The following is a 25,932-nucleotide window of genomic DNA, read 5'->3' on the forward strand; positions in this document are numbered from 1 at the left end:
CTCACAGTCAGTTCACAGCAGTTTTCGCAGCTTTTCGAGCGGCGGAAACCACAGCGCCTCGCCGCTCGAGTCGTCCCAAACGGCTGGATAGAACCCGTCGGAAAGTCGGACGAGCGGCGTCTGAAAGTCGCGACCGGCCAGCTGGTTGACGGTCGTGCCGGCGGCCAGCCGGGTAAACGCTGGGAGGACGAGCACGTCCGCGCCCTCGTAGGTGTCAGGGCCGTAGAGGACACACGGTCGTTTGCGACCCTCGATCGACAGCGCGGGATGATCGTGGCCGACGATGTACCGGTCGGCTGTCGTCTTCGGTCGCTCGTGGCCGTGACAGGCCACCGTCTCGCCGTCGGCCAGTTCGTACTCGAGTGCTGTCTCGCCGTCGAAGGCCGTCTCGAGAATCGTGTCGTGGTTGCCCGGCGTGACGACTACCTCCGCCCCAGCCGCGTCGACGGTTTCGAGTAGTCGATCGAGATCGTGTTCGACGCCGCGTGGCAGGCGGGCAAACGAGTGCAGTAGGTCGCCAGCGATGACGACAGTCTTCGGATCGGTCTCCGTGAGGAGTCTCTCGAGTCGCTCACGGATGTCGGCACCATCGTCGATCGGGGCGTCGACGCTCGAGGCGGCAGCCTTCCCGAGATGGACATCTGCAAGGACGAGCGTCTCGGCGGCGGGGACGAAAACAGCGCGGTCGTGGACGGCAAACGGAACGTCGATCTCGACGCCGCGGTCAGTCATCGCCCGTCTTGGAGCGTGCTGTGCGTGCTGCCGTGTCGGTCTCTCCCTGAACGTCCGTGCCAAGTGCGTCCGCGAGGTCGTACTCCGTCCCGGTCAGGATGTAGAGGACTTCCTCGAGGGGGTCGAGTACTTCGGGGAGCAGACGGACGACGAGGTACGTAATGCCAAGCAGGGCGACGATCGACAGCGACTGGGCGATGAAGTTGTGGGCGACGAGATAGGAGGTCCGGTCGGCGGGTGCGCCCATGAACTCCGTGGCGACGTAGACAAGAGCGTCCTGCTGGAACCAGCCCCACGGAGAGGCCAGTCCGATGAAGACGTTCCGGACGAGATTCAGGAACCAGATAACGCCGATCGAGAGCACGAAGGGCGTGACCTTCCGCTTGAGTGGCGCGTCGACGGCCGCAATAAGACCGCCGAAGATAGCCATGCTGCCGATGCCGGTACAGGACATGATGATGTAGGTCGTCCGACCGGTTACCGTCTCGTCGGGATCGAATCCGAACTTGCTCATGTAGCCGTTGCTCCCCTCGACGATGCCGGGGCTGTAGCCGAACAGTTCCATCCCGAAATGCGTCTGGGCGGCCGTCGTCTCGATCAGCCAGGTGCGAACGACGGGGATCGTCTCCGCTGGCAGATAGAGCAGGCCCATGAACGCGACGGCGTTCGACAGCACGAGTAACGATTCCCGTCCCTGGACGAGCAGATACCCGGCATAGACGGACAGCGGCAGCGCGGCGAGGGTTAACAGCGTCTGGATCGGGCTCTTGACCTCGAGATAGTAGTGCGGGACCATCGTCAGCCAGAAGAGCCCGAAGACGACCCACGCACCGGCAGCGAGGTATCGTGCAGGATCGACGGCATCGAGCCACTTGAGGACCATCGCCAGGACGAACGCACCGATGGCGGTCCAGGCGAGGACGTCCCCGAGCGGGATCGAACCGATGCTCGTCGCAGTCGCCGCGGGTAGGGCCGGCATGCTCACGTCAATCCGACGGACTCTCCGGCTATCAACTTGACGCCTCGGCACGGTCGATCGACGCAGCGATCCAGACCGGTGACCGACCGCGTCCCTTTTTGCCGCGCACCAAAATATGGCTGTATGGTCGATGTCCTCGACAACAAGCGGGCCGCGACGCGGTTCCGGATTCTCGTCCAGATCGCCGAGCGCCAGCCCGCGGTCAGTCAGGGTGAGATCGCCGAGGAGGTCGGCGTGACGAGCCAGGCCGTCAGCGAATACATCCGCGAACTCGTCGAGGAGGGATTCGTCGAAAAGGAAGGGCGCTCGCGCTATCGGGTCACCCGCGAAGGGGTCGATTGGCTCTTCCGTGCGGCCGACGACGTCCGCCGGTTCGCCGACCACGTAACCGGTGACGTCCTCGGCGCGATGAGTGAGGATGCCTACATCGCGACCGACGACATCGAGGAGAACGAGACGGTCTCGCTGACAGTCAAGGACGGTCTGCTCCACGCTACGCCGGGAGACGAGGGGCCCGCAACCGGGATCGCCACCAGCGATGCCGCAGCCGGGACCGACGTCGGCGTCACCAGTTTCGAGGGCGTCATGGAACTCGAGCCTGGATCGGTCACCGTCTTGCAGGTCCCGTCGATCCGGACCGGCGGGAGCCGCGCAATTGACGACGAAACTGTCACCGGGGCCTGTGACGATGCCGATCTCGTCGTCGCAACCGGCGTCGAGGCCGTCGTCGCCTGCCGGCAGGCCGGCACCGACCCCGCGGTCACGTTCGCCGTCGGCGACGTCGCAGCCGACGCCGCGAATCACGGGCTCACGGTGACTGCTGTCGCCACGACCGACGCTGTCGGTCGCGTCACCGATGCGCTGCGAGATGCCGACGTATCCTACGAAGTCCTCGAAGGCTGACCGCTAATCGATCCGGACGACAGAGCGGGACCGCAGCCCGTCTCACTCACGGCTCAGCGCTACTTGTCAACGGCGATGGGCACAACTGACCGAAAGAGAAATCCAAATCGCGTCGTTAGCCGATATAGCGCAGATCGTCGTCGGTCGGCACGTCCATGCTCTGTTGCTGTTCCATCTCCTGGATCTTGCCGATGACATCCTCCATCTCGTCAGCGCGCTCATCAAGGGAGTCGTAATCGAGTTCGAAGCCGAGTACGTCCGCAAGCACCTCGAGCACCGCGCGGGCGCTTTTGGGATCGACGAGATAGCCGCTGGTCTCGCCCATCAGACAGGCCGCATCGAAGCCGCGGCGCTCGCCGAGCCCGAGCAAGAGCCCGGAGACGCCGACGATGCCGCCGGCGGGTTCGTCCTCACGGAACTCGACGCCAGCGTCCTCGAGTCCCTCGAGCAGTGACTCGTCGCTGACAGCCCCGACGACGGCGTACTCGTCGATGAGTTCGCCGGTCGGGACGCCGCCGAGTGCGTACACTTCCGTCGCGCCGAACTCCTCGGCGATGTCGAGGAAGGCATCGGTCAGTGTGTAGTGACCGGCGTTGCTCTGTGCCTGGTGGTCGCCGGTCAGAAGCAGGAGATCCCGTCCCTCGGGAACGTCGACGGCGTAGAGCTCGGCACAGGTCAGCTCGGAGACGCCGTCCTCGACGCTCACCTGCGGCGGGAACTCACGGGAGTAGACCCGTCGAACGAGCGTGCTCTCACCCTCGAGTTCTTCGAGCAGGTGCTCGACGGCGAGGGTGCCGACGTGTCCGACCCCCGGCAACCCCTCGACGAGAACGGGGTCGTCCAGTTCGACCTCGGCGACTGCGTCGATCTCGAGTTCGTCCATACCGTATCAGCGATTGCGACGTTTAAGAGCGCGTCGGTACTCGCCGTGGGGGTCGTTGGGGTCAAAGGGTGCCGGCGCGCTGTTTTCGGCGTCGGCACCGCACTCGGGACAGACCGCAGAAAGGGTATACACCGGGCGGTCGTGGACCTCGCGCCACGCCGAACACACCCGAATGTCGGATTTCATTACTCGTCGTCGGTACGTCGCTCGCGGTGGTACTCGCCGCTGCCGTCGTGGCCTTCGATCGCGGCGATCGCGCGGTCAGCGCTGTCCTCGAGCTGGGATTCGGCGGTCTTGTAATTGGGTGCCTGCACCTCGATGCGGTACTCGGGCGCGCCGACGTAGCTCACTTCGAGGTCGACTTCGTCGGGCACCTCGCCGTTGCCTTCGGCGGCCTCGAGAGCTTCGCGGATGCCGTCGACACCGCTCGGCGACGGGTTCTCTAAGTCGACGTAGCCGGTGACGTTGACGTAGGGCACCGAGACGTTCTCGCGGGCTGTCTCGACGAGCGAGTCGATCTCGTCGGTCTCGAGACCGGTGTTCTCGAGGGCTTCCTCGCCGTGGATCGCGGCCTGTTTGAAGCCGTCGTAGAGGCTTCCGTGGGCGCCGATCAGTTCGTTAGCGATCGCGGTGTAGGCCTCGTCGTCGATGTCGTCGCCGAAGGCCAGTTCCATCCAGTTGTCGGCCTTCTGCTCGTTTTTCCACTCCTGAATCTTGTCGGAGCGCTGGTGGTCGTTGACGTCTTTCAGCGAGAGGTCGATTTGCTGGGAGCTCTCGTCGACGTCTAGGACCTTACAGACGACGATCTGGCCCTCGCGGACGTGATCGCGGACGTTCTTGATCCAGCCGCTTGCGACCTCGGAGATGTGGATCAGTCCGCGCTTGTCCTCGTACTCCTCGAGATCGACGAAGACACCGAAGTCCTCGATTTCGTCGATCTTGCCGACGACGAGTTCGCCGGGGTCGGGCCAGCCGCTGTATTTCATCGTGACTCGACTGTGTCGATGATCTCGTGTTCGATCTCGGCTTTGCCACCGGTCGGTCGCGCGAGCGTCGTGCCACAGACGGCACAGGCGACCTCCGAGGAGGCCTTGCCGAAGACGGTCTGTTCGTTCTCGCAGTCACTGCATCGAACGCTGTAGAAATTTCCTGCCATTGAAATCACTCCTGGAACTCGAGTCGGCCAGCGCGCCATCCCTCGCGGAGGTGGGCCTTGCCACATTCACTGCAGCGGTACTTGAGGTCGGTCTTCTTGGTCGGCTTCTCGCCACCGGGCACCTTCGAGAAGCGACCGGAGTTACCGATCGACGCGCTGTTGCGCCGGGTACGGCGAGCGTCCCATTTCATACCGCTCGAACGGCCCGTTCGGGACTTTTCGACTTCGTGTTCGTGGTGTTCGTTGCAGTGCGGACAGTACGTATTGAATCGGCGTGGCATCTGCATGGTTATCTCACTTGCTGTGGCCTATGGCTGCGCTGTTTAAAAACCGTTTGATAGCCGCCGGGCCACCGCCCGCGACCGACGACGGGCTGCCGGTCGCGCTCGCGTTTGACTTGCAGACGGGGCCGCCATCTCCATCGCCCGCGTCTGCGAGGCGACAGCAGCCTCCGAAGCGTTTAATCCGCTCTCCTGTGAAGCAGCACCCATGAAGCAGCTCATCATCCACGGCGATCCCGGCATTCGAAACGGGGCCATCATCCGATACGAGGGGTCGGAAGTGGTCTGTTTCGGGATCAACAGAAACGGCGAGTACCACGGTCCCGACCGGGTCCAACTCTGGTGTACCGTCGGCGAGGAAGACGAGTACGAGGATTACGAGAAACGGAACTACATGCCACACTTCCTCGAGGTCGACCATGTCGAGGCCGAGGACGTCGAAGTCATCCGGGCAAAGGCCGATCTCGCGATCTGATCGGCAGCCGGTGCGACTCACATCTTGATCCGTGTCCGGTTCGATTTCGTTCCTGACCGCCCGCATCCGCGAATTGAGTAGGTCTCTGACACATTTCTACATCTGTATATTAGTTGCTATTTTTACGCGGCGACCGGAAGATGGAAATCCAAGCCGTCGACAGTGACCGGTACGCTCGAGACCGAACACGACGATGAGTAATTCCCTGTCAGAGGCCGTTCGGATGCGGGTTCGCGCGTTGTGGTCGACGACGCGGTTCGGGCAGTTCGTCGGTGTCGGTGCCGTCGGGGCGACTGTCGACAACGTGACCCTCGTGTTGCTCGTCGAGGCGACGGTTCTCGGTCCGGTCGTCGCGAAGATGCTCTCCTGGGAGCTCGGCATTGCGGTGATCTTTGCAATCAATGAACGGTGGACGTTCGCAGACTATGGACAGACTGGCCTCTGGCCGTTAGGGAAGCGATTTCTACGCTCGAACGTGGTCCGATTCGCTGGGTTTCTCGTGACGCTGGCCGTGCTGGCCGTCCTAGTTCGCCAGTTCGAAATCTGGTATGTGACGGCGAACGTCATCGGGATCGGGTTCGGCTTCTTCGTTAACTACACCTGCGAGAGCCTCTACACGTGGCAGGTTCATCAGGACTAACGGTAGAAACCCGCATACGGCAGCCGAATCACAACCCTTAACTAGGCGACTCGGGTATGAACAGGTAGCGGGATGGGATAGCCAGGAGATTCCGGCGGGCTCATAACCCGCAGACCGGTAGTTCAAATCTACCTCCCGCTATGTTTTGGCGCGAACAAGCTCGTGAGCGCCAACCATAGCACGGTTGTCGTTTGAGCCAAAAAGCAGCTTCGCTGCGACCGTGGTTCAAATTCACCCCCGCTACTTTTGACGAATTCAACGACGAACGACGAGTAGATTCGAGCTAGACGACGAGGGAGCAAAGCGATCGAAGTCGGCGTAGTTCAACTCGACTTCCCGCTCGAGCCGAAGACGCCCCCGCTCGAGACGGGGAGCGAACCCGACCGTGCCGTCGAAACTAACACGTTAGCTGACGATTTCGAGTACAGCAGTGTCAACGAGTCCACGAGCAGCAGCATCCGAACGCGTGAGGCCGACTGCGATCGTGTACCGACCGGGGTCGACCGGTCGCCACTCGTCGTCGCTGATCTGAATTCGCTGGTGCCACTGCCGCCGGAATCGTTTGCGTTCACGCCGCGCGAACGAAAACGCGGCGGGCCGGTCGGGCACCGTCCGTGGTACCTGTGAGTCCTCACGATGGCCGTCGACGGTCCAGTACCAGTAGTTCGGCGAGTCCGTCCGAATCCGGATCGGGATCGGGAGCCGATTGTGGAACGTGACCGTGATGTCGACCGGTTCACCGGGCTCGTAGCGCCGTTTGTCTGTCGACACGTCGACGTTGATCGCCCGATGGCGCAGCGCCCGCGGCGTCACCGCGTAGCTGAGTGCTGCCCAGTCGATCGTTCGCGTGCGCTCGTCGGCCGCGCGCTCGCGTGGATTGGCGTCTCGAGTCATTCGCCAGTCGATCGTGTTCCGGAGTCGGCGGTATCGTCTGTGAACCGGTCGTCGAATCGATGGCAGGCGATCGGATGGGATGCTGGTCCCGACGTTAGCACCGGTTCGGTCGTTTCACAGGGCGTCTCGAACGTCGATGCGAGTCGAGTCCGTGCGGTCTCGAGGTTTCCATCCGCGGCGGCCTCGAGCGCAGCCGCGAGCGCGTCGTTGGCGTCCGGATCGGAGAGCCGTCGGGGGATGTTGTAGGCGTCCCGGATCGTCGCCGGGTCGGTCTCGCGCTCGTCGGCGTGTGGAAGCAGCGCCGCGGGTCCGGCATCGGCGTCCGTCTCGGCGAGGCGGGTTCGCAACGACAGTACGGCGCGGAACTCGTCGTCGGCGAGGTCGAACGGAGCGGGCGGAAGTACCCGCTGACAGCGCGTGTGGAACGGACAGCCTGACGGGATGTCGGTCGGCGAAGGAGCGGCTCCCTCGAGGACGATCCGACCGCCGTCCCAGCGGGGATCGGGTTCGGGGATCGCCGACAGCAGCGCCTCGGTGTAAGGATGGGACGGGGCGGCGAACACTTCGGCGGTCGTCCCCGTTTCCACGAGCCGGCCCAGATACATGACGGCCACCCGGTCGGCGAGGTGCTCGACCACCGAAAGGTCGTGGCTGATCAGTAGGTAGGAAAGTCCGAACTGATCTTGCAAGTCGGCCAGCAGGTTGAGAATCCCAGCCTGAACCGAAACGTCAAGCGCGGACACTGGCTCGTCGCAGATGAGCACCTCGGGCTCGGCGGCGAGTGCGCGGGCGATGCCGATCCGCTGGCGCTGCCCGCCGGAGAACTCGTGGGGGTATCGGGTCGCGTGACCGGCCCGTAGTCCGACGGTCTCGAGCAACTCCCGAACCCGTTCGTCGCGACGCGCCGGCGGTACGACATCGTGAACGTCGAGCGCTTCGCCGACGATCTCGGCGACGGTCAACTGCGGATTCAGACTCGAGAGGGGGTCCTGAAAGACGTACTGGATCTCGCTTCGCAGCTCCCGAAGCTCGGCTCGAGAGCACGCGGTGAGGTCGGTCCCGCGGTAGGTGACCGAGCCGGCGGCGGGCTCGAGCAGTCCGACGAGCGTCCGACCGAGCGTGGTCTTGCCACAGCCGCTCTCGCCGACGAGGCCGACCGTCTCGCCGGCGTGAAGCTCGAGGTCGACGCCGTCGACCGCCCGAACCGTCTCGCCGCGCCCGAGCAGTCGATCGAGAACCCCGTCGGCAGTGGTATAGTGTGTCGAGAGGGCGTCAGCGCACAACAGCGGCTCGTCATCGCTGCCGGTCATCGCGGCTCACCCTGCTGTTTCCGGTCACGACAGTTACTGTCCGCATCGTCCCGTATTTTCACCTCGTAGTCTAAGCCAGTCTCGAGATCACCGGTGTACTCGAGGCAGGCGGCGGCGTGGGTGTCGGGGTCGCCGTCGGTCGGACGACCCGTCGCCGGTTCGACCAGCGCTGGCCGCTGTCTGGCACAGCAGTCTTCCGCGTACGGACAGCGGGGGTGGAACCGACAGCCTGTCGGCGGGTCCACGAGATCGGGGGTCGTTCCCGGAATCGTTGGCAGGCGCGCGCGGTCGTCTCCGAGTCGCGGCGTCGCGGCCAACAGCCCGACGGTGTAGGGGTGTTTGGGGTCGTAGTACAGTTCGTCGACCGGCGCGCGCTCGACGAGTTCGCCGGCGTACTGGACCAGCACCCGATCGCAGAGTTCGGCGACGACGCCGAGGTCGTGAGTGACCAACTGGACTGCCGTCTCGGACTCCGCTGCGAGCTTCGCGAGCAACTCGAGGATTCCGGCCTGTACCGTCACGTCGAGGCCGGTCGTCGGCTCGTCGCAGATGAGCAACGCGGGATCACAGGACAGCGCCATCGCGATGACGGCCCGCTGTTGCATCCCGCCGGAGAACTCGTGGGGGTAGTCCGAATATCGTGTGGCCGGCTTTGGGATACCAACGCGCTCAAGGTGGCCGATCGTCCGATCGCGGGCCTCGCGGTCGGTGACGTCCTCGTGGGCGCGGATCGTCTCGGCGATCTGTTCGCCGACGGTGTAGACGGGGTTGAGTGCCGCGCCGGCGTCCTGAAAGACCATCGCGATTTCGTTGCCCCGGATCGCCCGGAGATCGTCGCTCGAGAGTTCGCGAACCTCGCGACCGCGAAAACGGATCTCGCCGGCGACGATCTCGCCAGCCCCGTCGAGCAGGCGGAGCAACGCGCGGCTCGCGGCGCTTTTGCCGGCACCGCTTTCGCCGACCAGCCCGACCGTCTCGCCGGCGCGGATCTCGTAACTGATGCCGTCGACTGCTCGGACCACACCGTCCTCGGTGTAGAACTGAACGACCAGATCTTCGACCTCGAGCAGCGCCATCAGCGCATCCGCCTCCGATCGTCGCTGACGTTTCGGTCGGGCTCGAGTGCGTCGGTGATGCCGTCGCCGACGAGGTTGATCGCCAGGACGAACAGGAAGATCGCAAGCCCGGGGAAGACAGTGATGTGCCAGTCGCCGCGCAGCAGCGAGCTGCGGCCCTGTGCGAGCATCGCCCCCCATTCGGCGCTGCCGGGCTCGAGGCCGAGGCCAAGAAAGCCAAGCGCCGCCGCGGTGAGCACGACCGTGCCGACGTTGAGCGTCGCCTGGACGACGACGGGCGCGACGGCGTTCGGCACGACGTGTCGCCGGATGATCGTCCGATCGGGGACGCCGAGCGCCCGCGCGGCGGTGACGTACTCGCGTTCGCGCACCGAGAGGACTTCGCCACGCAACAGCCGGGCGTAACCCACCCAGCCAGTGACGGCGAGTGCCACCACCACCGTCCAGTAGCCGCTCCCGAGGATCGGCACCGGCTCGAGGATCGGAACGATCGCGATCGCGAGCACAAGAAACGGGAAGGCGTAGAGCACGTCGACGACCCGCATGATCGCCTCATCGATCCAGCCGCCGAAATAGCCGGCGATCGCCCCGAGCGGAACGCCGACACAGAGCGCCAGTCCGACGGCGACGAGCCCGATGCTGAGCGTATACCTGCCGCCGACGAGCACCCGCGAGAACTGATCGCGGCCCGCCCAGTCGGTTCCGAACGGATGTGCCGGCGAGGGCGGCGCGTTCGCCGGCCCGACGAACGTCGCGGACGGATCGTAGGGTGCAAGCGAGAACGGCTGGAGCGTGATCGTCACCTCGGTGATCGAAATCTCGATCGGTCGGGCGAAGACCGCGAGCAGTGCCATGCCGACGATCACTGCCAATCCGGCCATCGCCGACCGGTTCCGACGGAACCGCCGCCACGCGTTCTCGAGGCGGCGTCCCGGCTGACGGCGCGTCGATCGGTTCGTCGACGCTGTTGCCGCGGTTGTCGTCGGGCTGGCACCGGAATCCGCCGGCGTCGTGCGGTCTGTGTCGTAGTCACTACTCGCGTCGTCGTCCGATCGGTTTGCATCGGCATCGTCGAAGCCGACGATTCGAATCCGGCCACGTTCGGTGGTGTGTCGGTCGTTCATCGTCAGTATCGAATGCGTGGGTCGAGGATCGCGTAGACGACATCGACGAGTAAGTTCGCGAGGACGATCGCGACGGCGATGAGCAGGACGATCGCCTGAATGAGGGGGTAGTCCCGTCGGAGAATCGACCGCACTAGCAGCCGTCCCATCCCCGGCCAGGAGAAAATCCCCTCGACGACGACGGCACCGTCGATCAAGAACGCAAGCTGGAGGCCGGCGATGGTGACGACCGGTAGCAAGGCGTTTCGCAGGACGTGTTTCAGGACCACCGTTCGCTCCGGGAGCCCCTTCGCACGCGCGGTCGTGACGTATGGCGCATCGAGCTCCCGTCGCATCGACGATCGGAGCAAGCGCATGACGAGCGCAGTCGCGGCGGTCCCCAGCGTGATCGTCGGTAACACGAGGAACTTCGCCGTCGCAATACTTGCGAGCGGTGCGTCCGGTGGGATAACCCGAACCCAGCCGAGCCGAACGCTGAAGACGAACAACAGGATGAGACCGAGCCAGAAGTTCGGTGTCGCAATGCCGGCCAGCGCAGCGACTCGCCCGAGTTCGTCAGCCGGTTCGCCAGCCTTGACGGCAGTGACGATCCCAGCCGGGATTCCGATCGCGAGCGCGAGTAGCCACGCCGCCCCGCCGAGTGCCAGCGTCGCCGGGAGTCGGCTGCCGATCGTCGCCGTCACGTTGCGACCGGTGACCGGCGACTCGCCGAACTCGAGGGTGACCGCATCACGCACCCACAACAGGTACTGGTTCCAGACCGGCTGATCGAGGTGATACTCGGCTCGGATCGCCGCTTCGGTCGCGGGGCTGACGTCTCGGAAGCCGACGATCGCGTCGACCGCGTCACCCGGAAGCAGGTGGACGAACAAAAACGTAAGTGCGCTAACGCCGACTAAGACCGGCACTGTGACCGCCAGCCGCCGACTCACGTATCGACCGAGCGACATCAGTGTCAGTTGGGACGAACGTACTCGTCTGCGATTTCTTGCTGAAACGATTCGCCCGCGTAGTCCTCGAGCAGCGGCGAGATTGGCGTATATGCCACCTGTCCGATCTCGTGATAGACGTTCTCGAGGATGCGCTCGCGTGGAATCAACATGTTACAGCCGCGGCGAACGGACGGCTCGGAAAACGGTGGGAGATAGCAGGGGTAGAGAATCATGTCGAAGCCGCCACTGACACGACGACCGACGCCATATGCGTCGTCGCGTTCGAAGTCGGCGAGACTCGCCGACGGCAGGTTGTAACTGAAATGAAGGTCACCGCGCTCGAGCGCTGCCTGTCGGGACGATTGCTCTGTGATGATCTCGAGCGTGATGGTTTCGATCGGCGCGGTCGCGGGGACCGCCTCGTCGCCTGTAAACCAGTGGTCGTCGAATCGGCGCAGTCGCCAGTGGTTGCCGGACTCGTGTTCGACGAACCGATACGGGCCGGTCCCGATCGGTTCTTCCTGAAGATCGAGTTCGCCGTCGATCGCGGCCAGCGGGACGATCGCGACGTTGAACAGTGCTGTCTCGAACGGGCCGTACTCCCGCTTGCAGTTGATCTCGATCGTGTGGTCGTCGATGATCGTACTGCTCTCGTACCAGTCGTAGACGTCGCTCTCCCGTGTCGTTCCCTCGTAGCGTTGGAACGAGCGCTTGACGTGGGTGGCGGTAAGTTTCTCGCCGTTGTGAAACTGGACGCCTTCGCGGAGGGAGAATCGATACGTCGTCGCGTCGCGTTGCTCCCAGTCGGTCGCGAGCATCGGCTGGACCTCGCCATCGAAGTCGACACCGACGAGTTGCTCGTAGACGAGCGCTGTCGCCTGACTCGAGACGGTACCGTTTATCTTGACAGGGTCGTAGTTGGAGACATCGCTGCCGAGATCGCCGACGAACTCAGTTTCGTCCTCGAGATCGGTGTAGACGCCAGCCCAGGGGGCGTACACCGCGTAGTACGAGCCCGGCTGCAGCGGGTACGTCTGCCAGTCGCTGACGACATCGCCATCCCAGACGTGGGTGGCCTCGCGAAACCGGACGAACGACGCTGGCGAGTCTGCAACCAGTTCTTGTTGGAGATTCCGATAAATCTCGACACGGTCGTCGGAGTCGGTCTCGGTGAGTCCGGCGTCGATGTACTCGTCGACGGTTTCGTTTTCGTAGTGGCCGACGTTGAGCCCGTTTGGCGTCTGGTTCTCCGAGTGAAAGAGCATGGCGACGTAGTTGCTCGGGTCCCAGCCGCCGGTCCAGCTCGAAACGAAGATGGCGTTTTCCTCCGTGTCGGCCGCAGAAAGCATCGACTCGATGTGTGAGCCGAAGTCGCGCGATTCGATCTCGACATCAAAAAAGTCGGTTCCGTTGAGCGTGCTCTGGAGGAGCTGTGCGACTCGATTTCGCTCTTGGTCCTGCGTGATGGCGATCGTCGTTTCGAACGGTGGCTCGATGTCCGCCGTGGCAAACCCCTCCTCGATCAGTTCCTCGGCCGGGCCGTCGGCCGTGGCGCTATCGAAGCTGAGACAGCCCGCCAGCCCTGCCACCCCGACAGCACCTGCACGCGTCAGGAATGAACGCCGCCGCAACCGATTGCGTTCATTTGCCCCGACACTATTCTCTGCCATACGCGTGAGGTTCAGATCCTGCTATCATATTCCTTGTGTTGGGCCGACACGGACCGATTCGACCGGCGGCGGGTCCAGACGCTATTTATCGTTCGAGCGATACGATCGCAGCCGCTAGTCAACGCTCCCGTCTGCGTGTGACCCAGCGGTGGCTGCTGGATCTGGCGTCGACGGTCGCTTACGAATCGCCTTCCTCGTCGATGATGACGACCTCGCCATCGACGACATCGACGTTGATCAATGTCTTGACGTCGTAGCCGGCGTCGTCGACCTTGTTCTCCCCGCCGACTTTCTTGATGACAGCGACAGTGTCGATGACCTCCGCGCCGATGTCGTCCAGTGCGGTGAGCACTGCTGCGAGCGTCCCGCCCGTCGAGAGCACGTCGTCGATGACGAGCACGCGCTCGCCCTCGCGGACGTCGTTGATGTACATCTCGTTTTCCGAGTAGCCGGTCTGCTGAGAGATCGCGACCTCGTCTTCGAGTCCGTACTCACGCTTCCGGATGACCGTCAGCGGGATGTCGGTCATCAGCGAAACCGCCGTCGAGATGTGAATGCCCATCGCCGCGGGCGTGACGATCCGATCGACGTTCTCGAGCTCGGCCTTGCGGATGATCCGGATGACGATCTCGCGCAGCAGGCCCGGCTCGAGTTTGGGGAGCCCGTCGCTGATCGGATGGACGAAGTAGTGATAGCCGTTCTTCTCGATAATCGGCGCATCGAGGAGGGACTGCTTGAGCTGATCCATGCCGTCGGTCGGGCGGTCGGAGAGTAAAAGTTGACGATCCGCCCGAGTGAGCGCTCGAGCGGCGGGATGTGTTGGCTGCCCACACGATGGCGGTTCCGGACTGGTCGGTTCGTGCGGTGCCGGTCGTCACTCGGTGTAGCTGAGCTCCGGTGGCTGGTCACCGTGGCCCAGCCGCATGTTCCGCTCGTAGTAGATGTGGGCGACCGCCGTGGCCGTGAACGTGCCCGCGATGACAGACAGCCAGGTCAGATTCGAGAGGTGGGTAAGCGGATAGATCTCCAGCCAGAGCGCGGCGGCCAGCGCACAGCTAATCGCCCCCATCGAGAGATACAGCTCCCGCCACGCGAACTCCCGACCGGGGACGATCTCGAGGTAGACGCTGATGTCTCGCGTTCGGTCGGTCGACTCGATGAGGCCCCGATCGGAGTCGAAGCGGAGAATGCCGGTCGAGTCCATCTTCGGGAGGTGCGTCTGCTGGAGCGTCGTATAGACCCGTTTTCGCTGTTCGGGTGTGACTCCCTCGAGGGTCGTGTCGTACTCCCAGGCGGCGACCTGCTGGGCGAGGTCGCCGAGTTCGACTGGCCGATCGTCCTGTTTGAGATACTGCACGACGTAGCGACGTCGCTGGTTCCGAAGGACTTCGAAGACGTCGCCTTTCGAGAGCGGTTCGTCAGTCGCGTCGTGGTCGTCACCGTCCGTCGTCGAGGCCTCGTCAGTCCGTAGCTGTTGTGCCATTTCAGTCACCTCGCATTGCCGGATCGACCGAGTCTCGTGCTCCCCCTTTGATCAGATCGAATACTCATTAGTTCGAACGAATGAATCCCACCCATATAATTGTCTTGACGAGCCTGTGACGAGATTAGCTCTCTGTCGAGCCGGCTCCGAGCATCGCTGCGATCGAGTCGGCGATTTCGCCGCCCAACCCAGCTTTCGTCCCCTCGTAGCGAGCGGCGTCGTCCGCGTGGACGAGCAGGGCGCGTGTCGTCTCCGATCCCATCACGCTCGCGTCGTTGGCGACGACGAAGGCGAGGCCAGCCCGCTCCAAGGTCCCTCTAGCCTGTTCGATCATCGCCCCCTCGTCACCGGAGGTTTCGGTCTTGAAGCCGATGATCGGCAGCTCGGGATACTCGGCGCGGATCTCGTCGATGAGCTTCGGTGTCGGCTCGAGCTCGAGCGTGAGATCCGTCCCCGAACGCAGCTTTTCGTCGCTCGCCTCGACAGTATAATCGCTGATAGCGGCCACAGAGACGAGCGTGTCGGCATCCGCGCAGGCCTCGCGGGTAGCCGCGAGCATCTCCGCGGCGCTTTCGACCTGCTGGACTGTAGCGTAGGGCACGTCGGGACCATCGTGGACGAGAGTCACGTCCGCGCCGCGGACGTAACAGGCCTGTGCGACCGCACGGCCCATCTTCCCCGACGAGCGGTTCGTGATGACGCGAACAGGGTCGATCGCCTCGCTTGTCGCTCCGCTGGTCACGACGACGTGCTCGCCCGCGAGCGGTCGGTCGCCGGCCGCGCGGGCCACATCACAGACGATCGCCTCCTCGCTTGCGATCTTGGCCTTGCCTTCTTCGATGCGCGGATCGACGAAGTCGACGCCCCAGTCGGCGACGGTGTCGATCGCCTCGAGCACGCCGGGGTGGTCGTACATCGGTTCGTGCATCGCGGGGGCGATCACGACCGGCGTGTCCGCGCCGAGTGCGGTCGTCGCACACGTCGTCACGGGTGTGTCGTCGACGGCACCGGCGATCTTGCCGACGGTGTTGGCCGTCGCCGGCGCGATGAGCAAGACGTCGGCCCAGCCGTCGTACCCACAGAGGTCGACGTGTTCGACGCTGCCCGTGATCTCCGTGACCACGTCGTTGTCAGTGGCGAACTCGACGGCCCAGGGGTGGATGATCCCCTGGGCACTGCCGGTCATCACCCCGCGAACTGTGGCACCCTGGCGTCGCAACTCGTGGGCCAGTTCGACCGTCTTGACGGCCGCGATCGACCCCGTCACTCCGAGCGCGACGTTGACTCCCTCGAGCATTCGTCTGCTAGTCTCTCTCGGGGTGTGTTAAGCGTAGCGAGGCGTCGCCGCGCTCCGTGGCGATGGCTACTCCTCGGCCACGAGGTCGATCCGTTCGGCCAGCCACTCGAGGGCCGCGTCAACGGTTGCGGGATCAGTGCCGGTCACCTTCAGGCGATTTCGTCGCTCCATCGCCGGATAGCTGCCGATCGTCACGTCGAAGTGTTCTCGAACGCCGTCGATGGCCTCGGCCATCGTCCCCTCCGGCTGGGGCGTGTACGCGACCCGCGAGATCGTCTCGCCATCGAACTCCGCGGCGACCTGCTCGAACAACGCCTGCATCTCCGCTGGCACGCCCGGGAACGCGTAGACGCTCTCGAGGACACAGCCGGGGCACAGCCCCTCCGGATTGCGTAGCGGACGGCTCCCCGCGGGTAGCGCCGCCCACGCGTCGACGTCGAAGTCGAGTTCTTCGGCCGTAACCGTCTCGGGGTCGAGGTCTCGGTACGCCGCGACGGTCTCGATGACGTCCTGCCGGACGGCCTCGTCGACGACCAGCTCGCGGTCGAACGCGTCTGCGAGCGCGTCGGCGGTGACGTCGTCGTGGGTGCCGCCGAGGCCACCAGTCACGATCACGGCGTCCAAGGTGGTTGTCCACTCGCTGATCGTCGCCGCGATGCGGTCGCGGTCGTCCGGGATCGTCAGGATTCGGTCGACGGTCGCGCCGCTGTCGGTCAGCCGGGCCGCGAGCCACTGCGCGTTCGTGTTCGCGATATCCCCGGCGAGTACTTCATCGCCGACGGTGAGGATGGCGACCTCCATCAACCGAGTCGACGCACGCATTCAGCAAAAGGATACGGTCGTGTCGCGTGGCTGACTCAGTCGTCCTCGACGCTCGGGTGCATCGTCGGCACCTCGTCTAACGGTTCCGCGAAGGCCTCGAGCATGCGCGTTCGCGCCTGTTCGTCACGCTCGCGTCGTTCCGCGTCGTCGATCTCCTCACAGCCCGGCGGTACCTCGCGGCCGCGGCCGGTAAAGTAGCCCGCGGGGACGACCCAGTCGTGATAGAAGTTCGCGTCCGAGTCATGGATCACGGCGAGCCCGACTTTCGCGCCGTGGCCCGCTGCCACGATCGCCTGATGGGGTTCGTCCGCGAGGCGGCCCGCGGCGTAGACGCCGTCGACGGTCGTCCGACCGGCGTCGTCGGTATCGACGAAGTGTTTGCTCCCGCGCTGGATCCGGCCCACGTCCAGTGGCACGAGATACTCGCTGTCCGACCACGAGGCCGCGATCACGCGCCGTGTTTCGATCGGGTCGCCGCCATCCGTCTCGAGGACGAAGCCCGCCTCGAGATCCGTCTCGTCGACCGGTTCAGCACGCGTCACGCGCCCGAGCTCGAACCCGGCACCGGCGTTGCGAGCCTGTTCGCGGGTCAGTTGCAGGTATCGACGGGCGTCGACGCCGTCCGGAAAGCCGGGGTAGTTCTCGAGGCTGGCGTTGCGCGCGAGGATCGATTCGCCCCCGTCGTCGCCGGACTGCGTCCGGCTGCTCGAGGGACTTGGTCCCTCGCTGATGACGAGGGTGTCTAGTCCCGCGCGAGCGGTGAAAATCGACGCGGCGAGGCCGGCGGTGCCCCCTCCGACGATGCAAACGTCTCGCATGGCCATCGGTTGAGTGCGACGCGTATAGAAGGGTTTCCATCGTGGAGTTGCGCAACAGGGAGCGACTCGGTGTCGGGCGTCGGGAGTGGCGATCGTCACGGTCTCCCGACAACCGAAACTATATGTAGTTACTCTGGGCCCCTCACGTGACTGGTATCAATTATGTTTAAGCCGGTAGCCGTGGTTGTCAGTGACATGGCCCACTCGACAGACGATCCATCCCGACCGCTTCAGGCGCGAAAGCGGGCGGTGATCAAGACGCTGGGCTATCGGCTCCTGATGGTCGCGATCACGATCGTCGTCGCCTGGGCCGTCATCGGCGACGCCCGGGCTGCGATCGATATCGGGCTCGTCGCCAACGTGGTCAAGACCGGTACCTACTATGGCTACGAACGGCTCTGGGATCGCATCTCGTGGGGGGTGTTCGCCTGATCGGGATTCGAGCTCGACATCCACTGAAACCGTGCCGACGGACGGGCGGCAGTCGCGCAGAGCGCCGGATGTCTGCCCGGCACAACCGTAGTCACGTGTTCTGGACGGCGTGTGTTCGGAACTCGTCGTCGGAGCGATGGAGATAGCCCTTGGCGAGTCGGGCTTCGGCTTGCCGAAGCCGATACGAGACCGTCGATTGTGGAATGTCGAGAACGTCCGCGAGTTCGCTGACGGTGATGTCCCGTGGGGTCTCGTAGTAGCCGTGTTCGATCGCGGCTCGGAGCGTCTCCCGTTGTTCCTGTGGCACCGAGACGGTCGCCAGCGAGTCGTAGTTCAACTGTTCGGCACTGCCGAGGCGGTTGATCGTAAACCGGATCCCATCGTCGAGATGTGCGTCGACCTGTTCGGCGAACACGTCGACGTTCTCGTCCGACGGCATGAGCAAGCGCCACTCGTGGCAGTTCCGGCGTCGCTGTGTCTGAAAGACGACGCCGAGATCGAGATGTCTGGCTGCGAGTGCCACCACCGAGTCACAGGTATGCAGCCGTTTCAGCGCCGAGTAGAGGACGAGCGTCGTCGAGGACCGTTCGAGGGGGTCGTGCTCGCGGATCGCATCACACTCCGTCGTCGTCATCTCCTCGCCTGGCGCGTCGGCCTCGAGCCTGATGGTGTCGATCCGATCGAGCGCCGCCGAGGGGCCAACGAACCGCTCGATACACCACAGCCGATCCCGACGGACACAGCTGGCGATCGAGTCCGACGACAACGTGGGATAATCGATGAACACATCCATCAGTGGGCTGACACCATCGCCGTACTCGAGTTCGAAGAGCAGCTCCCGCATATGGCACTAGATAACGTGGCCCAATAAATATATACTATTTATTTTAACACCTGTGGCGGGGCCTCCGTAACCCTCGAGATAGGCTGAAAAATCGAGCGGTGCGAGCGGCGTGGACAGCAGTCCGGCTGACTGTCACTGCACAGTCGGACATGCCTGCCGAGGCGATTGGTCTGCACCAATTCAGGATATATGCAGACCGGCCGCTTGGATGGTCTGTACGATGATCGAACGACGCGCGTTCCTTCGAACGGCTGGGACGGTGATAGTCGGGACGGCACTTGCAGGCTGTTCTGGTGGGGACGAGCAAAACGGCACAGACGATGCTAACGGCGACACTGGTGTCACCGATGTCGACGTCGGTCCGGAGGGACGCCTCCGGTTCGAACCCGAAGAGGTCGAGATCACGACCGGAGAGACTGTCAGATGGACCGCACTGAGCGAGGGTCACAACGTAACGAGCCACCCGGATGCATCGCCGAAATGCGAAAACCCGGACGGCGCTGAGCCCTTTACCTCCTACGAGGGCGACGATCACTTCGCTATCATGGCCGTCGACGAGACCTTCGAACACGAGTTTACCGTCCCGGGCGAGTACGTCTACGTCTGTACGCCACACGCGGGTCAAGGCATGGTCGGGACGGTGATCGTCTCCGAGTGAGAGTTGGTATAGACCAGACGATGTTTGATATTGGTAAGCATACTCAATATGGGGCATGTCACCCGAGCAATCGGACACGAGACACAGTTCCGAGAGGGGAGCGGTACGCGACCGGTTCATCGAACGGCGGCGGTTCCTGATGGCAACGGGAGCGCTGGCCGGCGTCGGCGTTCTCGCCGGCTGTGCAGAAAGCGGCGACAGCAACGGCTCAGACGGCGGGGACGGTGGTGGCGGCCCATCGCTCGAGGAGCGGTATCCGGGCCTGCGTATCCTCTCGCCGGAGCCCGAAAACGCCGAGGCGGCAGCCAGATCGACGTACGCGGATTACATCACGCCACGCGAGGAACACTACATCCGGAACCACTACCCGACGCCTGACATCCAGGAGTCGGACTGGACCGTCTCGCTGACCGGTCTCGTCGACGACGAGGTCGACCTGTCGATGGAGGAGCTCAAACACTCCTTTAGCACCGAGTCGGTCACCCACACGATGCAGTGTGCCGGCAACGGTCGGTCGTACTTCGACCCGCAGGTCGGGGGCAACCAGTGGACGTTCGGTGCCGTCGGCAACACCGTCTGGACGGGGACGCCGGTGTCGGACATCCTCGAGTACTACGGAGCCGAGACCGGCGAAGGGTACTTCCTCACGGTGATGGGTGGCGAGCATCCGGAGGGGGAAGACGTCTTCACCCGGTCGATCCCGATGGAGAAGGTGCTGGACGACACGTTGCTGGCGTACAACATGAACGGGTCGCCGGTGTCGCCAGACCACGGGTTCCCGGTCCGGCTGCTCGTGCCCGGCTGGTTCGGCTGTAACAACGTCAAATGGGTCAACCGGATGCACGTCATGGAGACGATGGTAATCGGCGACGAGTGGGAGGAAGAGGGTGCTCCTGAAGACGGCCAGCGGACCTACACCCACTGGCAGCAGTACTCCTACCGGGTCGTCCCCGAGGAAGACGACGGCGCGGAACACTACGAGGACATCCCGGTCTACGACACGCGCGAGCAGATGGAACAGACCGACGCGATCAACAACGCCTACATGTACGATCAGGTCGAGAAGTCGCTCATCGGCTACCCGGGCGAGGGACAGACCGTCTCCCCGTCGCCCGCGGGGACCATCGAGGTCATCGGCGTCGCGTGGGCCGGCGACGACGGCCTCGAGACAGTCGAAGTCTCGACCGACGGCGGTGACTCGTGGGGAGAAGCCGAGTTCTTCGGCCCGGTCGACGGTAGCTCGGGCTGGCGGCAGTTCCGCTACGTCTGGGAAGACCCGTCAACGGGCGACCACACGCTCGCCTCGCGGGCGACCGACAGCCGGGGCTATACGCAGCCGGCAACGATCTCCGATCCGGACGACCAACTCCGCGGGATCGAGGACGACCAATACCCCTGGTGTCAGAGCGGCTACGGCAACAACGCCTACATGCCCCACGCCGTCGACTGCACCGTCGAGGAGTCATGATCGAACCTGGTCACATCGCGATCGTCCATCTGACTGGCCGTCTCGTCGACGGTCCGGAGGCCGGACAGGTGTTCGAGACGACCGACGTCGACGTCGCCCTCGAGGAGGGGATCTACCACGACAGCCGCGACTTCAAACCCCTCGAGTTCCGCGTCGGAGAGGGACACGTCCTCCCGGGGCTCGACGAGGCCGTCGAGGGGATGGCTGCAGGCGAGACGAAAACGGTTGTCCTCGAGCCCGAATCGGCCTACGGGGCCGTCAACGAGGACGCCGTCGTCACGATCTCCCGCGACGAACTCGAGGCCCGCAGCGAGACAGTGGCAGAAGTGGGCGAACTCGTCGAGAGCGAGACCGGCGACATGGGATGGATCGTCGACGTGACAGACGAGACGGTGACCGCCGATTTCAACCACGAACTCGCCGGTGAGCGCGTTGAATTCGAGATTCGCGTCTTGGAGACACACGCCACCGAAACCGGCCACGATGTCGATTCCGTCGACGGCGTCGGGACGCCCTGACCGTCCTCGTCTGGTATCGGAGTCCGTGAGTGGTGATGTCGACCGGCTGCTGGCCGGTCCGGTGAGCATCGCCTTGGAAACGCCACTCTCGGTCGTTATCCTGTGTGCGTTGTCGCGTCCGGCTTTAACTCGTACTGTGCGAATGCACACCATACCTTTGGCTGGTGGTGTCGAAGTGCAGGCTATGTTCGCCGTCGCCGTGTTCGTTCTCGTCCTCGCGGTCGTGCCGTTCGTCGGGTTTCGAGCGTACGCACGACGCATCGAGACGATGGAGACGCCGATCGACGACCGTCTGCACCGCCTCAATCGCGTCCAGCAGGCAGCCGGGTTCGGCCTTCCAGCCCTCGCGATTCTGGGAGTCTATGCGTTCGGACTGATGGACCGAGCAACGGCACACATTGACACGGCAGGGCCCGAACTGTTCGGGATCGACGTCCTCGAGTTCGCCGTGACCGTGCTGGTCTCGTTTGGCGTCGTCGCCGTGCCACTCGTGGCGATGGCACTCGGCACGTACCCCACGGTTCGTTCGTTGCGCGAGACGACGGCGTCGGCGTGGCGAAGCGTCAGTCGAGTGGTCGCTGTACTGACGATTTCGATCGGCACGGCAGGACTCGGAATCGGCGGCTTCATCGCGCTCGTCTCGACCGTTAGTGTGTCGCGTCTCGTTCTCGTCGCCGCGCTCGGCGTCCTCGTCTTCGTCGGCTTCGGCCTCTCGCCGTATCTGCTCGTCTTTACGCGGACGCACGACTCACTGGAGGGGCAGCGCCGCGAGCGCGTCGAGCGCCTCTGTGAGGCGGCGGGCTATAGCCCCCGGAGGATCTACCTGCTCGATGGCGAGTCGACCAAGACCGCGACCGCGCTCGTCGCCGGTACCCTTCCCGGGCTGCGATACGTTTTCCTGACTGACTACCTCCTCGATGAGTGCGACGACGCCGAACTCCGGGCGATCCTCGCCCACGAGTTCGGCCACGTCGCGGGCCGTCATCTCTGGCAGCGCGGCATGCTCACCGTTGCCGTCTTTGGCGTTTGGGCGCTCGTCGCCCAGCAGGTCGGGTTCGGCTGGTTGGCGGCGACGTTTGGCTTCGTCGGCTACTTCATTCCGCTCATCGGGGTCTACGTGCTGTATCGCGTCTTCTTGCTGGGCGGACTCGCACGCTGGCAGGAGTTCCGCGCGGACGCCTACGCGGCCAGTACCGCCGGTCGCGAGGCGATGGTCGATGCCCTCGAGACGCTGGCCGACGCGAACGACGTTCGCCTCGAGGCGGGATTGCTCTACAGTCTCGCGACGCATCATCCGCCGATTGCAGCCCGCATCGCTGCGCTCCGAGATGTTGCCGACGGAGAGCGATCTCGATCGGCCTCGAGCGACTGAGATACTGCCAGCAGTCTGAGCAGCGACCGGTTCTACAGCAATCCTTACGTTTGAACGCCCCCTAATATGAGTGTGGACAGGATTCTCCTCAGTACGCTCGCTCACCGGTCACCCGAGGAGGTGTTCCCGCACGTGCGCTCGTTCGCCGACTACCCGCGGTACACGGACCATCTGAAAGAGGTCCGGATCAACGGCGACGGCGACGTCGGCTCGGTCTATGACCTCACGCTGACGTGGTGGAAGCTCAGCTACACCGCCCGCTCGAAAGTGATCGATATTACGCCGCCGACCTCGCTCGAGTGGCGGCTGGTCAACGACATCGACGCCCGCGGCGAGTGGCGCGTCGAACCGGAGCCGGAGTCGGCACCGGCGGACGCCCCGACGGCGAGCCGGATCTATTTCGATGCCATCTACAACCCCTACTCGGCGGATACGAACGCGATCGCGCTGCCGCGGTTCGTCTCGCTGGACTGGGTCATCGACAAAGTCGAGCCAAAACTGCTCGCGGAGGCAGAAACCGTCGTCGAGCGACTGGTCGCCGACATCGAGGGCCAGCGGCGTGACGTCGAATTGACGGTCCACGAGATGCCCTAATCTTCCTGGCCAGCCCGACCGGTCGGTTCATGGGTCGAGTGCAGGGCCAACCGACTTACTGGCGGGGCCCGATACCGCTCACATGAGCCGGAGCCACGCCGTTTCGCGTCCGCGATCGTCGCGGGTGAGCCGCCGGTGCGCGTAATCGTCGTCGGTGCCGGACAGGTCGGATCGAACATCGCCGCTAGCCTCGACCACGATCACCACGTCGTCGTCGTCGACACCGACCCCAGTCGGATCGAGGCGATCACCTACTCCCACGACGTGCTGACCGTCCAGGGCGACGGAACCGCCATCGAGACGCTCGAGGAGGCCGGCATCGAGAACGCGGATCTGGTCATCGCAAGCACCGACGTCGACGAGACGAACATCGTCATCTGCGGGGCGGCGAAGGCCGTCGGCGATCCGTTCACGATCGCTCGCGTCAAACAGACGGGGCTGTTGCGGACCTGGGAGCGATCCGAGGGGGCGTTCGGCGTCGATTTCATGGTCGGGACGAACCTCCAGACCGCCCAGTCGATCGTCCGGATCGCCGGACTGCCCGGCGCACACGACGTCGAGACCTTCTCGGATGGCCTCGTTCGGATGGCCGAGTTCGAGGTGATGGCGAACAGTCCCATCGCCGGCGAGACGGTATCCGACGCCGCTCGCTACGAGTCGCTGACGTTCGCCGCACTCTTGCGTGACGACGACGTCATCGTTCCGGCCGGTGAGACGGTCATCAAGACCGGCGACGCCGTCGTCGTCATCGGCTCCGTGGAGAGCGTCCGTGCGTTTGCCGATTTCGTGACGCCACCCCCCTCGCTCGAGGACGTCCGCGAAATCGTCATCGTCGGCGGCGGCGAGATCGCCGCACAGACGGCCCGACTCTTCGAAGCCGAAGGAATCGATACGCGACTCATCGAACGAGATCCAGCGCGGGCGCGTGAACTGGCAGAGAACCTGCCGAGAACGATGGTTTTGCAAAGCGATGCGACCGACATCGACTTTCTCGTCCGCGAACACGTCGACGAGTCCGATCTCGTCGTCGCCACCCTCGACAGCGACGAGAAGAACCTGCTGGTCTCGCTGCTCGCAAAGCGGGTCGGCGTCGAGCGAACCATCGGCGTCGTCGATGCCGGCGAGTACGTCGACCTCTTCGAGACGGTCGGGCTCGACGTCGGCGTCAACCCGCGTCTCGTCACCGCCGAGGAGATCACCCGCTTTACTCGCGCCCGCCGAACCGAAAACGTCGCGATGCTCGAGTCGGACCGCGCCGAGGTCCTCGAGATCGAGGTCGACCGCGATAGCGTGCTCTTCGAGACGCCGATCGAAGAGGCGATGGCCGACCTCCCGGATGGAATCGTCATCGGGGCGATCACCCGCGACGGGAAGCTGATCACGCCACGCGGTGAGACCGTCGTCGAGGACGACGATCACGTGGTGGTTTTCGTCGATACGAGAGTGGTCGACGAAGCGACCGCCGCGCTATAGGTTGGCGTCGGCGACTCGCTCGCCGACCGCGAGGCCGTTTCGGAGCGCAGCGTGGATGCGTCCCTCGCCGGCGACCCAGTCGCCGAGACAGTACAGACCGTCGCGTTCGGCGCGCTCGAGTGGCTCGCGGGAGACCTCCCCCTCCGGAAGCGCGTACCGCCAGCCCTGGTGGTCCGTCCAGTCCGGGTCGCGCAGGCGCTCGTCGCCGACGAGGTCGGCGGTCAGCGCCGCGAGTTCCGCGAGCGTCTCCGTCGGTGGCTCGTCGTAGTGGTCGACCGACCACTCGTGGGTGGCCTGGACAACCAGCAGCGACTCGCCGTCAGGAACGTGGCCGGGTTTGCACTCTTCGCGGCCGACCCAGCCCACCGCGTGGGCCTTGTCTGCGTTTACGAGCGCGTAGTAGGGTCGCTCGAGTTCGAACGGGTAGTGGAAGATCCCGGTCCAGACCGTTCGGTAAGGAACACCGTCGACGGTCGACAGGAGCGACTCGCGGGCGTCGCTCTCCCAATCGGCCGTCCGCAGCAGGTCGGCGGTCTGGGGGGCTGGCGGATTCAGAAGCAGGACGTCGAAGGGACCCCACCGGGTTCCAGAGGTGTCCTCGAGTTCCCACGTCTCGTCCTCAGTTCGGATAATCGTCTCGACGCGTGTCTTGCGGTGGACGGTCGCGTCGGTACGCGCAAAAAGCCGCTTTGCGATCTGGGTCAATCCCTGGCGGTAGGTCCACTTGTGCTCGTCGCGGCCATCGCCCGGCGACACCTCGCCCGTGTGGTCGAACGTCCACACTGGCTCGGTCACGTCGACCAGCCCCTCGGTGTCGAGCGTTTCCGTTAGCAACTCGACGATTCGCTCGTCGTCGGATTTGACGTAGTTCGCGCCGTAGTCGTAGACGATCCCGTCGCGGCGTCTGGTCGCGGCCCGGCCACAGAGTCCGCCGGATTTCTCGACGACCGTCACGGTCACGTCGTTGCGCGATTCCTCGAGGGCGTACGTCGCGGCTGCTGCACCGACGCCAGCCCCGACGATCCCGATGTGTGTCATAGGCACAGTTTGGGTCCGACTCTACAGGAGACTGTTGGCTGACACTGTTAGGGTGCAGTG

The 25,932-nt window shown here is 64.3% G+C and carries 30 protein-coding genes and 1 tRNA gene; 11 read left to right on the forward strand and 20 right to left on the reverse strand.

Going from position 1 to position 25,932, the window contains the following annotated elements:
* Positions 1-12 precede the first annotated feature (12 nt).
* Both ACERI1_RS00990 and artA read right to left on the reverse strand, forming a co-directional pair.
* Positions 13-732 (reverse strand): metallophosphoesterase, encoded by a 720-nt coding sequence (locus ACERI1_RS00990; RefSeq protein WP_373616163.1) that lies wholly within the window; start codon positions 730-732, stop codon positions 13-15.
* Positions 725-1,711 carry an archaeosortase A gene (artA, locus tag ACERI1_RS00995; protein ID WP_373616164.1) on the reverse strand — a complete coding sequence of 329 codons (987 nt, stop codon included), beginning with the start codon at positions 1,709-1,711 and terminating at the stop codon, positions 725-727. The genes ACERI1_RS00990 and artA overlap by 8 nt, the downstream gene beginning before the upstream one ends.
* A gap of 123 nt (positions 1,712-1,834) precedes the next feature.
* Here artA and ACERI1_RS01000 point away from each other — a divergent pair, with 123 nt between their 5' ends.
* Positions 1,835-2,614 carry a winged helix-turn-helix transcriptional regulator gene (locus ACERI1_RS01000; protein WP_373616166.1) on the forward strand — a complete coding sequence of 260 codons (780 nt, stop codon included), beginning with the start codon at positions 1,835-1,837 and terminating at the stop codon, positions 2,612-2,614.
* A 115-nt stretch (positions 2,615-2,729) separates the two neighbouring features.
* On the opposite strand, the gene ACERI1_RS01005 is transcribed toward ACERI1_RS01000, so the two are convergent.
* From ACERI1_RS01005 to ACERI1_RS01025, 5 genes are read right to left on the reverse strand one after another with little or no spacing between them, the layout of a single operon-like run.
* The gene (locus ACERI1_RS01005; RefSeq protein ID WP_373616167.1) at positions 2,730-3,497 is read right to left on the reverse strand and encodes a proteasome assembly chaperone family protein; all 768 of its coding nucleotides are present in this window, start codon (positions 3,495-3,497) and stop codon (positions 2,730-2,732) included.
* A 6-nt stretch (positions 3,498-3,503) separates the two neighbouring features.
* Positions 3,504-3,683: an RNA-protein complex protein Nop10 gene (locus ACERI1_RS01010; RefSeq protein ID WP_373616168.1), complete on the reverse strand. Its 180-nt coding sequence runs from the start codon at positions 3,681-3,683 to the stop codon at positions 3,504-3,506.
* Positions 3,683-4,483 (reverse strand): translation initiation factor IF-2 subunit alpha, encoded by an 801-nt coding sequence (locus tag ACERI1_RS01015; protein WP_373616170.1) that lies wholly within the window; start codon positions 4,481-4,483, stop codon positions 3,683-3,685. Before ACERI1_RS01015 ends, ACERI1_RS01010 begins: the two co-directional genes overlap by 1 nt.
* Positions 4,480-4,653, reverse strand: coding sequence for a 30S ribosomal protein S27e (locus ACERI1_RS01020; protein ID WP_138778694.1), 174 nt, complete (start codon positions 4,651-4,653; stop codon positions 4,480-4,482). Before ACERI1_RS01020 ends, ACERI1_RS01015 begins: the two co-directional genes overlap by 4 nt.
* Positions 4,654-4,658: 5 nt before the next feature.
* The gene (locus tag ACERI1_RS01025; protein WP_008009492.1) at positions 4,659-4,940 is read right to left on the reverse strand and encodes a 50S ribosomal protein L44e; all 282 of its coding nucleotides are present in this window, start codon (positions 4,938-4,940) and stop codon (positions 4,659-4,661) included.
* Between the two features lie 202 nt (positions 4,941-5,142).
* Here ACERI1_RS01025 and ACERI1_RS01030 point away from each other — a divergent pair, with 202 nt between their 5' ends.
* From ACERI1_RS01030 to ACERI1_RS01040, 3 genes are all read left to right on the forward strand, one after another.
* The gene (locus ACERI1_RS01030; RefSeq protein WP_373616171.1) at positions 5,143-5,409 is read left to right on the forward strand and encodes an HAH_0734 family protein; all 267 of its coding nucleotides are present in this window, start codon (positions 5,143-5,145) and stop codon (positions 5,407-5,409) included.
* Positions 5,410-5,602: 193 nt separating this feature from the next.
* Positions 5,603-6,049: a GtrA family protein gene (locus ACERI1_RS01035; protein ID WP_373616172.1), complete on the forward strand. Its 447-nt coding sequence runs from the start codon at positions 5,603-5,605 to the stop codon at positions 6,047-6,049.
* A 66-nt stretch (positions 6,050-6,115) separates the two neighbouring features.
* Positions 6,116-6,190, forward strand: a tRNA-Met gene (locus ACERI1_RS01040).
* A gap of 264 nt (positions 6,191-6,454) precedes the next feature.
* Here ACERI1_RS01040 and ACERI1_RS01045 read toward each other — a convergent pair.
* The 11 genes from ACERI1_RS01045 to ACERI1_RS01095 form a co-directional block, all read right to left on the reverse strand.
* A complete protein-coding gene (locus ACERI1_RS01045; RefSeq protein WP_373616173.1) occupies positions 6,455-6,943 on the reverse strand; it encodes a hypothetical protein in 489 nt (162 codons plus the stop codon).
* A complete protein-coding gene (locus ACERI1_RS01050) occupies positions 6,940-8,253 on the reverse strand; it encodes an ABC transporter ATP-binding protein (protein ID WP_373616174.1) in 1,314 nt (437 codons plus the stop codon). The genes ACERI1_RS01045 and ACERI1_RS01050 overlap by 4 nt, the downstream gene beginning before the upstream one ends.
* Entirely contained in the window at positions 8,250-9,329 is a 1,080-nt protein-coding gene (locus tag ACERI1_RS01055) for an ABC transporter ATP-binding protein (protein WP_373616175.1), read from the reverse strand. The genes ACERI1_RS01050 and ACERI1_RS01055 overlap by 4 nt, the downstream gene beginning before the upstream one ends.
* On the reverse strand, positions 9,329-10,453 hold the full coding sequence (locus ACERI1_RS01060; protein ID WP_373616176.1) for an ABC transporter permease: 1,125 nt from the start codon (positions 10,451-10,453) through the stop codon (positions 9,329-9,331). Before ACERI1_RS01060 ends, ACERI1_RS01055 begins: the two co-directional genes overlap by 1 nt.
* 2 nt (positions 10,454-10,455) lie before the next feature.
* Complete coding sequence (locus ACERI1_RS01065) at positions 10,456-11,403, reverse strand: ABC transporter permease (protein WP_373616177.1); 948 nt, start codon at positions 11,401-11,403, stop codon at positions 10,456-10,458.
* Between the two features lie 5 nt (positions 11,404-11,408).
* On the reverse strand, positions 11,409-13,055 hold the full coding sequence (locus tag ACERI1_RS01070) for an ABC transporter substrate-binding protein (RefSeq protein WP_373616178.1): 1,647 nt from the start codon (positions 13,053-13,055) through the stop codon (positions 11,409-11,411).
* 178 nt (positions 13,056-13,233) lie between these two features.
* Positions 13,234-13,803 carry a hypoxanthine/guanine phosphoribosyltransferase gene (gene hpt / locus ACERI1_RS01075; protein ID WP_373616179.1) on the reverse strand — a complete coding sequence of 190 codons (570 nt, stop codon included), beginning with the start codon at positions 13,801-13,803 and terminating at the stop codon, positions 13,234-13,236.
* A gap of 126 nt (positions 13,804-13,929) precedes the next feature.
* Entirely contained in the window at positions 13,930-14,547 is a 618-nt protein-coding gene (locus ACERI1_RS01080) for a hypothetical protein (RefSeq protein ID WP_373616180.1), read from the reverse strand.
* Between the two features lie 115 nt (positions 14,548-14,662).
* Entirely contained in the window at positions 14,663-15,835 is a 1,173-nt protein-coding gene (gene coaBC, locus ACERI1_RS01085) for a bifunctional phosphopantothenoylcysteine decarboxylase/phosphopantothenate--cysteine ligase CoaBC (protein ID WP_373616181.1), read from the reverse strand.
* A 66-nt stretch (positions 15,836-15,901) separates the two neighbouring features.
* Positions 15,902-16,636: a competence/damage-inducible protein A gene (locus ACERI1_RS01090; RefSeq protein ID WP_373616183.1), complete on the reverse strand. Its 735-nt coding sequence runs from the start codon at positions 16,634-16,636 to the stop codon at positions 15,902-15,904.
* Between the two features lie 56 nt (positions 16,637-16,692).
* Entirely contained in the window at positions 16,693-17,475 is a 783-nt protein-coding gene (locus ACERI1_RS01095; RefSeq protein WP_373616184.1) for an FAD-binding protein, read from the reverse strand.
* A 195-nt stretch (positions 17,476-17,670) separates the two neighbouring features.
* On the opposite strand from ACERI1_RS01095, the gene ACERI1_RS01100 reads away from it, so the two are divergent.
* Entirely contained in the window at positions 17,671-17,907 is a 237-nt protein-coding gene (locus ACERI1_RS01100; protein WP_373616185.1) for a DUF2061 domain-containing protein, read from the forward strand.
* Positions 17,908-17,998: 91 nt separating this feature from the next.
* Here ACERI1_RS01100 and ACERI1_RS01105 read toward each other — a convergent pair whose 3' ends face one another.
* On the reverse strand, positions 17,999-18,751 hold the full coding sequence (locus tag ACERI1_RS01105) for a helix-turn-helix domain-containing protein (RefSeq protein ID WP_373616186.1): 753 nt from the start codon (positions 18,749-18,751) through the stop codon (positions 17,999-18,001).
* Positions 18,752-18,971: 220 nt separating this feature from the next.
* Here ACERI1_RS01105 and ACERI1_RS01110 point away from each other — a divergent pair, with 220 nt between their 5' ends.
* The 6 genes from ACERI1_RS01110 (at position 18,972) to trkA (ending at position 24,834) form a co-directional block, all read left to right on the forward strand.
* A complete protein-coding gene (locus tag ACERI1_RS01110) occupies positions 18,972-19,409 on the forward strand; it encodes a plastocyanin/azurin family copper-binding protein (protein WP_373616187.1) in 438 nt (145 codons plus the stop codon).
* Positions 19,410-19,548: 139 nt separating this feature from the next.
* Positions 19,549-20,877 (forward strand): sulfite oxidase, encoded by a 1,329-nt coding sequence (locus tag ACERI1_RS01115; RefSeq protein WP_373616188.1) that lies wholly within the window; start codon positions 19,549-19,551, stop codon positions 20,875-20,877.
* On the forward strand, positions 20,874-21,395 hold the full coding sequence (locus tag ACERI1_RS01120; RefSeq protein WP_373616189.1) for a peptidylprolyl isomerase: 522 nt from the start codon (positions 20,874-20,876) through the stop codon (positions 21,393-21,395). The genes ACERI1_RS01115 and ACERI1_RS01120 overlap by 4 nt, the downstream gene beginning before the upstream one ends.
* Positions 21,396-21,579: 184 nt before the next feature.
* Entirely contained in the window at positions 21,580-22,767 is a 1,188-nt protein-coding gene (locus tag ACERI1_RS01125; RefSeq protein WP_373616190.1) for a M48 family metalloprotease, read from the forward strand.
* Positions 22,768-22,839: 72 nt separating this feature from the next.
* A complete protein-coding gene (locus ACERI1_RS01130; RefSeq protein ID WP_373616191.1) occupies positions 22,840-23,361 on the forward strand; it encodes an SRPBCC family protein in 522 nt (173 codons plus the stop codon).
* Positions 23,362-23,496: 135 nt separating this feature from the next.
* Positions 23,497-24,834: a Trk system potassium transporter TrkA gene (trkA, locus tag ACERI1_RS01135; protein WP_373616192.1), complete on the forward strand. Its 1,338-nt coding sequence runs from the start codon at positions 23,497-23,499 to the stop codon at positions 24,832-24,834.
* Here the strand turns inward: trkA and ACERI1_RS01140 are convergent.
* Positions 24,829-25,872: an NAD(P)/FAD-dependent oxidoreductase gene (locus ACERI1_RS01140; protein ID WP_373616193.1), complete on the reverse strand. Its 1,044-nt coding sequence runs from the start codon at positions 25,870-25,872 to the stop codon at positions 24,829-24,831. The genes trkA and ACERI1_RS01140 overlap by 6 nt on opposite strands.
* Positions 25,873-25,932: the final 60 nt, after the last annotated feature.

Source organism: Natrinema sp. HArc-T2 (genome assembly GCF_041821085.1).
Taxonomy (GTDB): Archaea; Halobacteriota; Halobacteria; order Halobacteriales; family Natrialbaceae; genus Natrinema.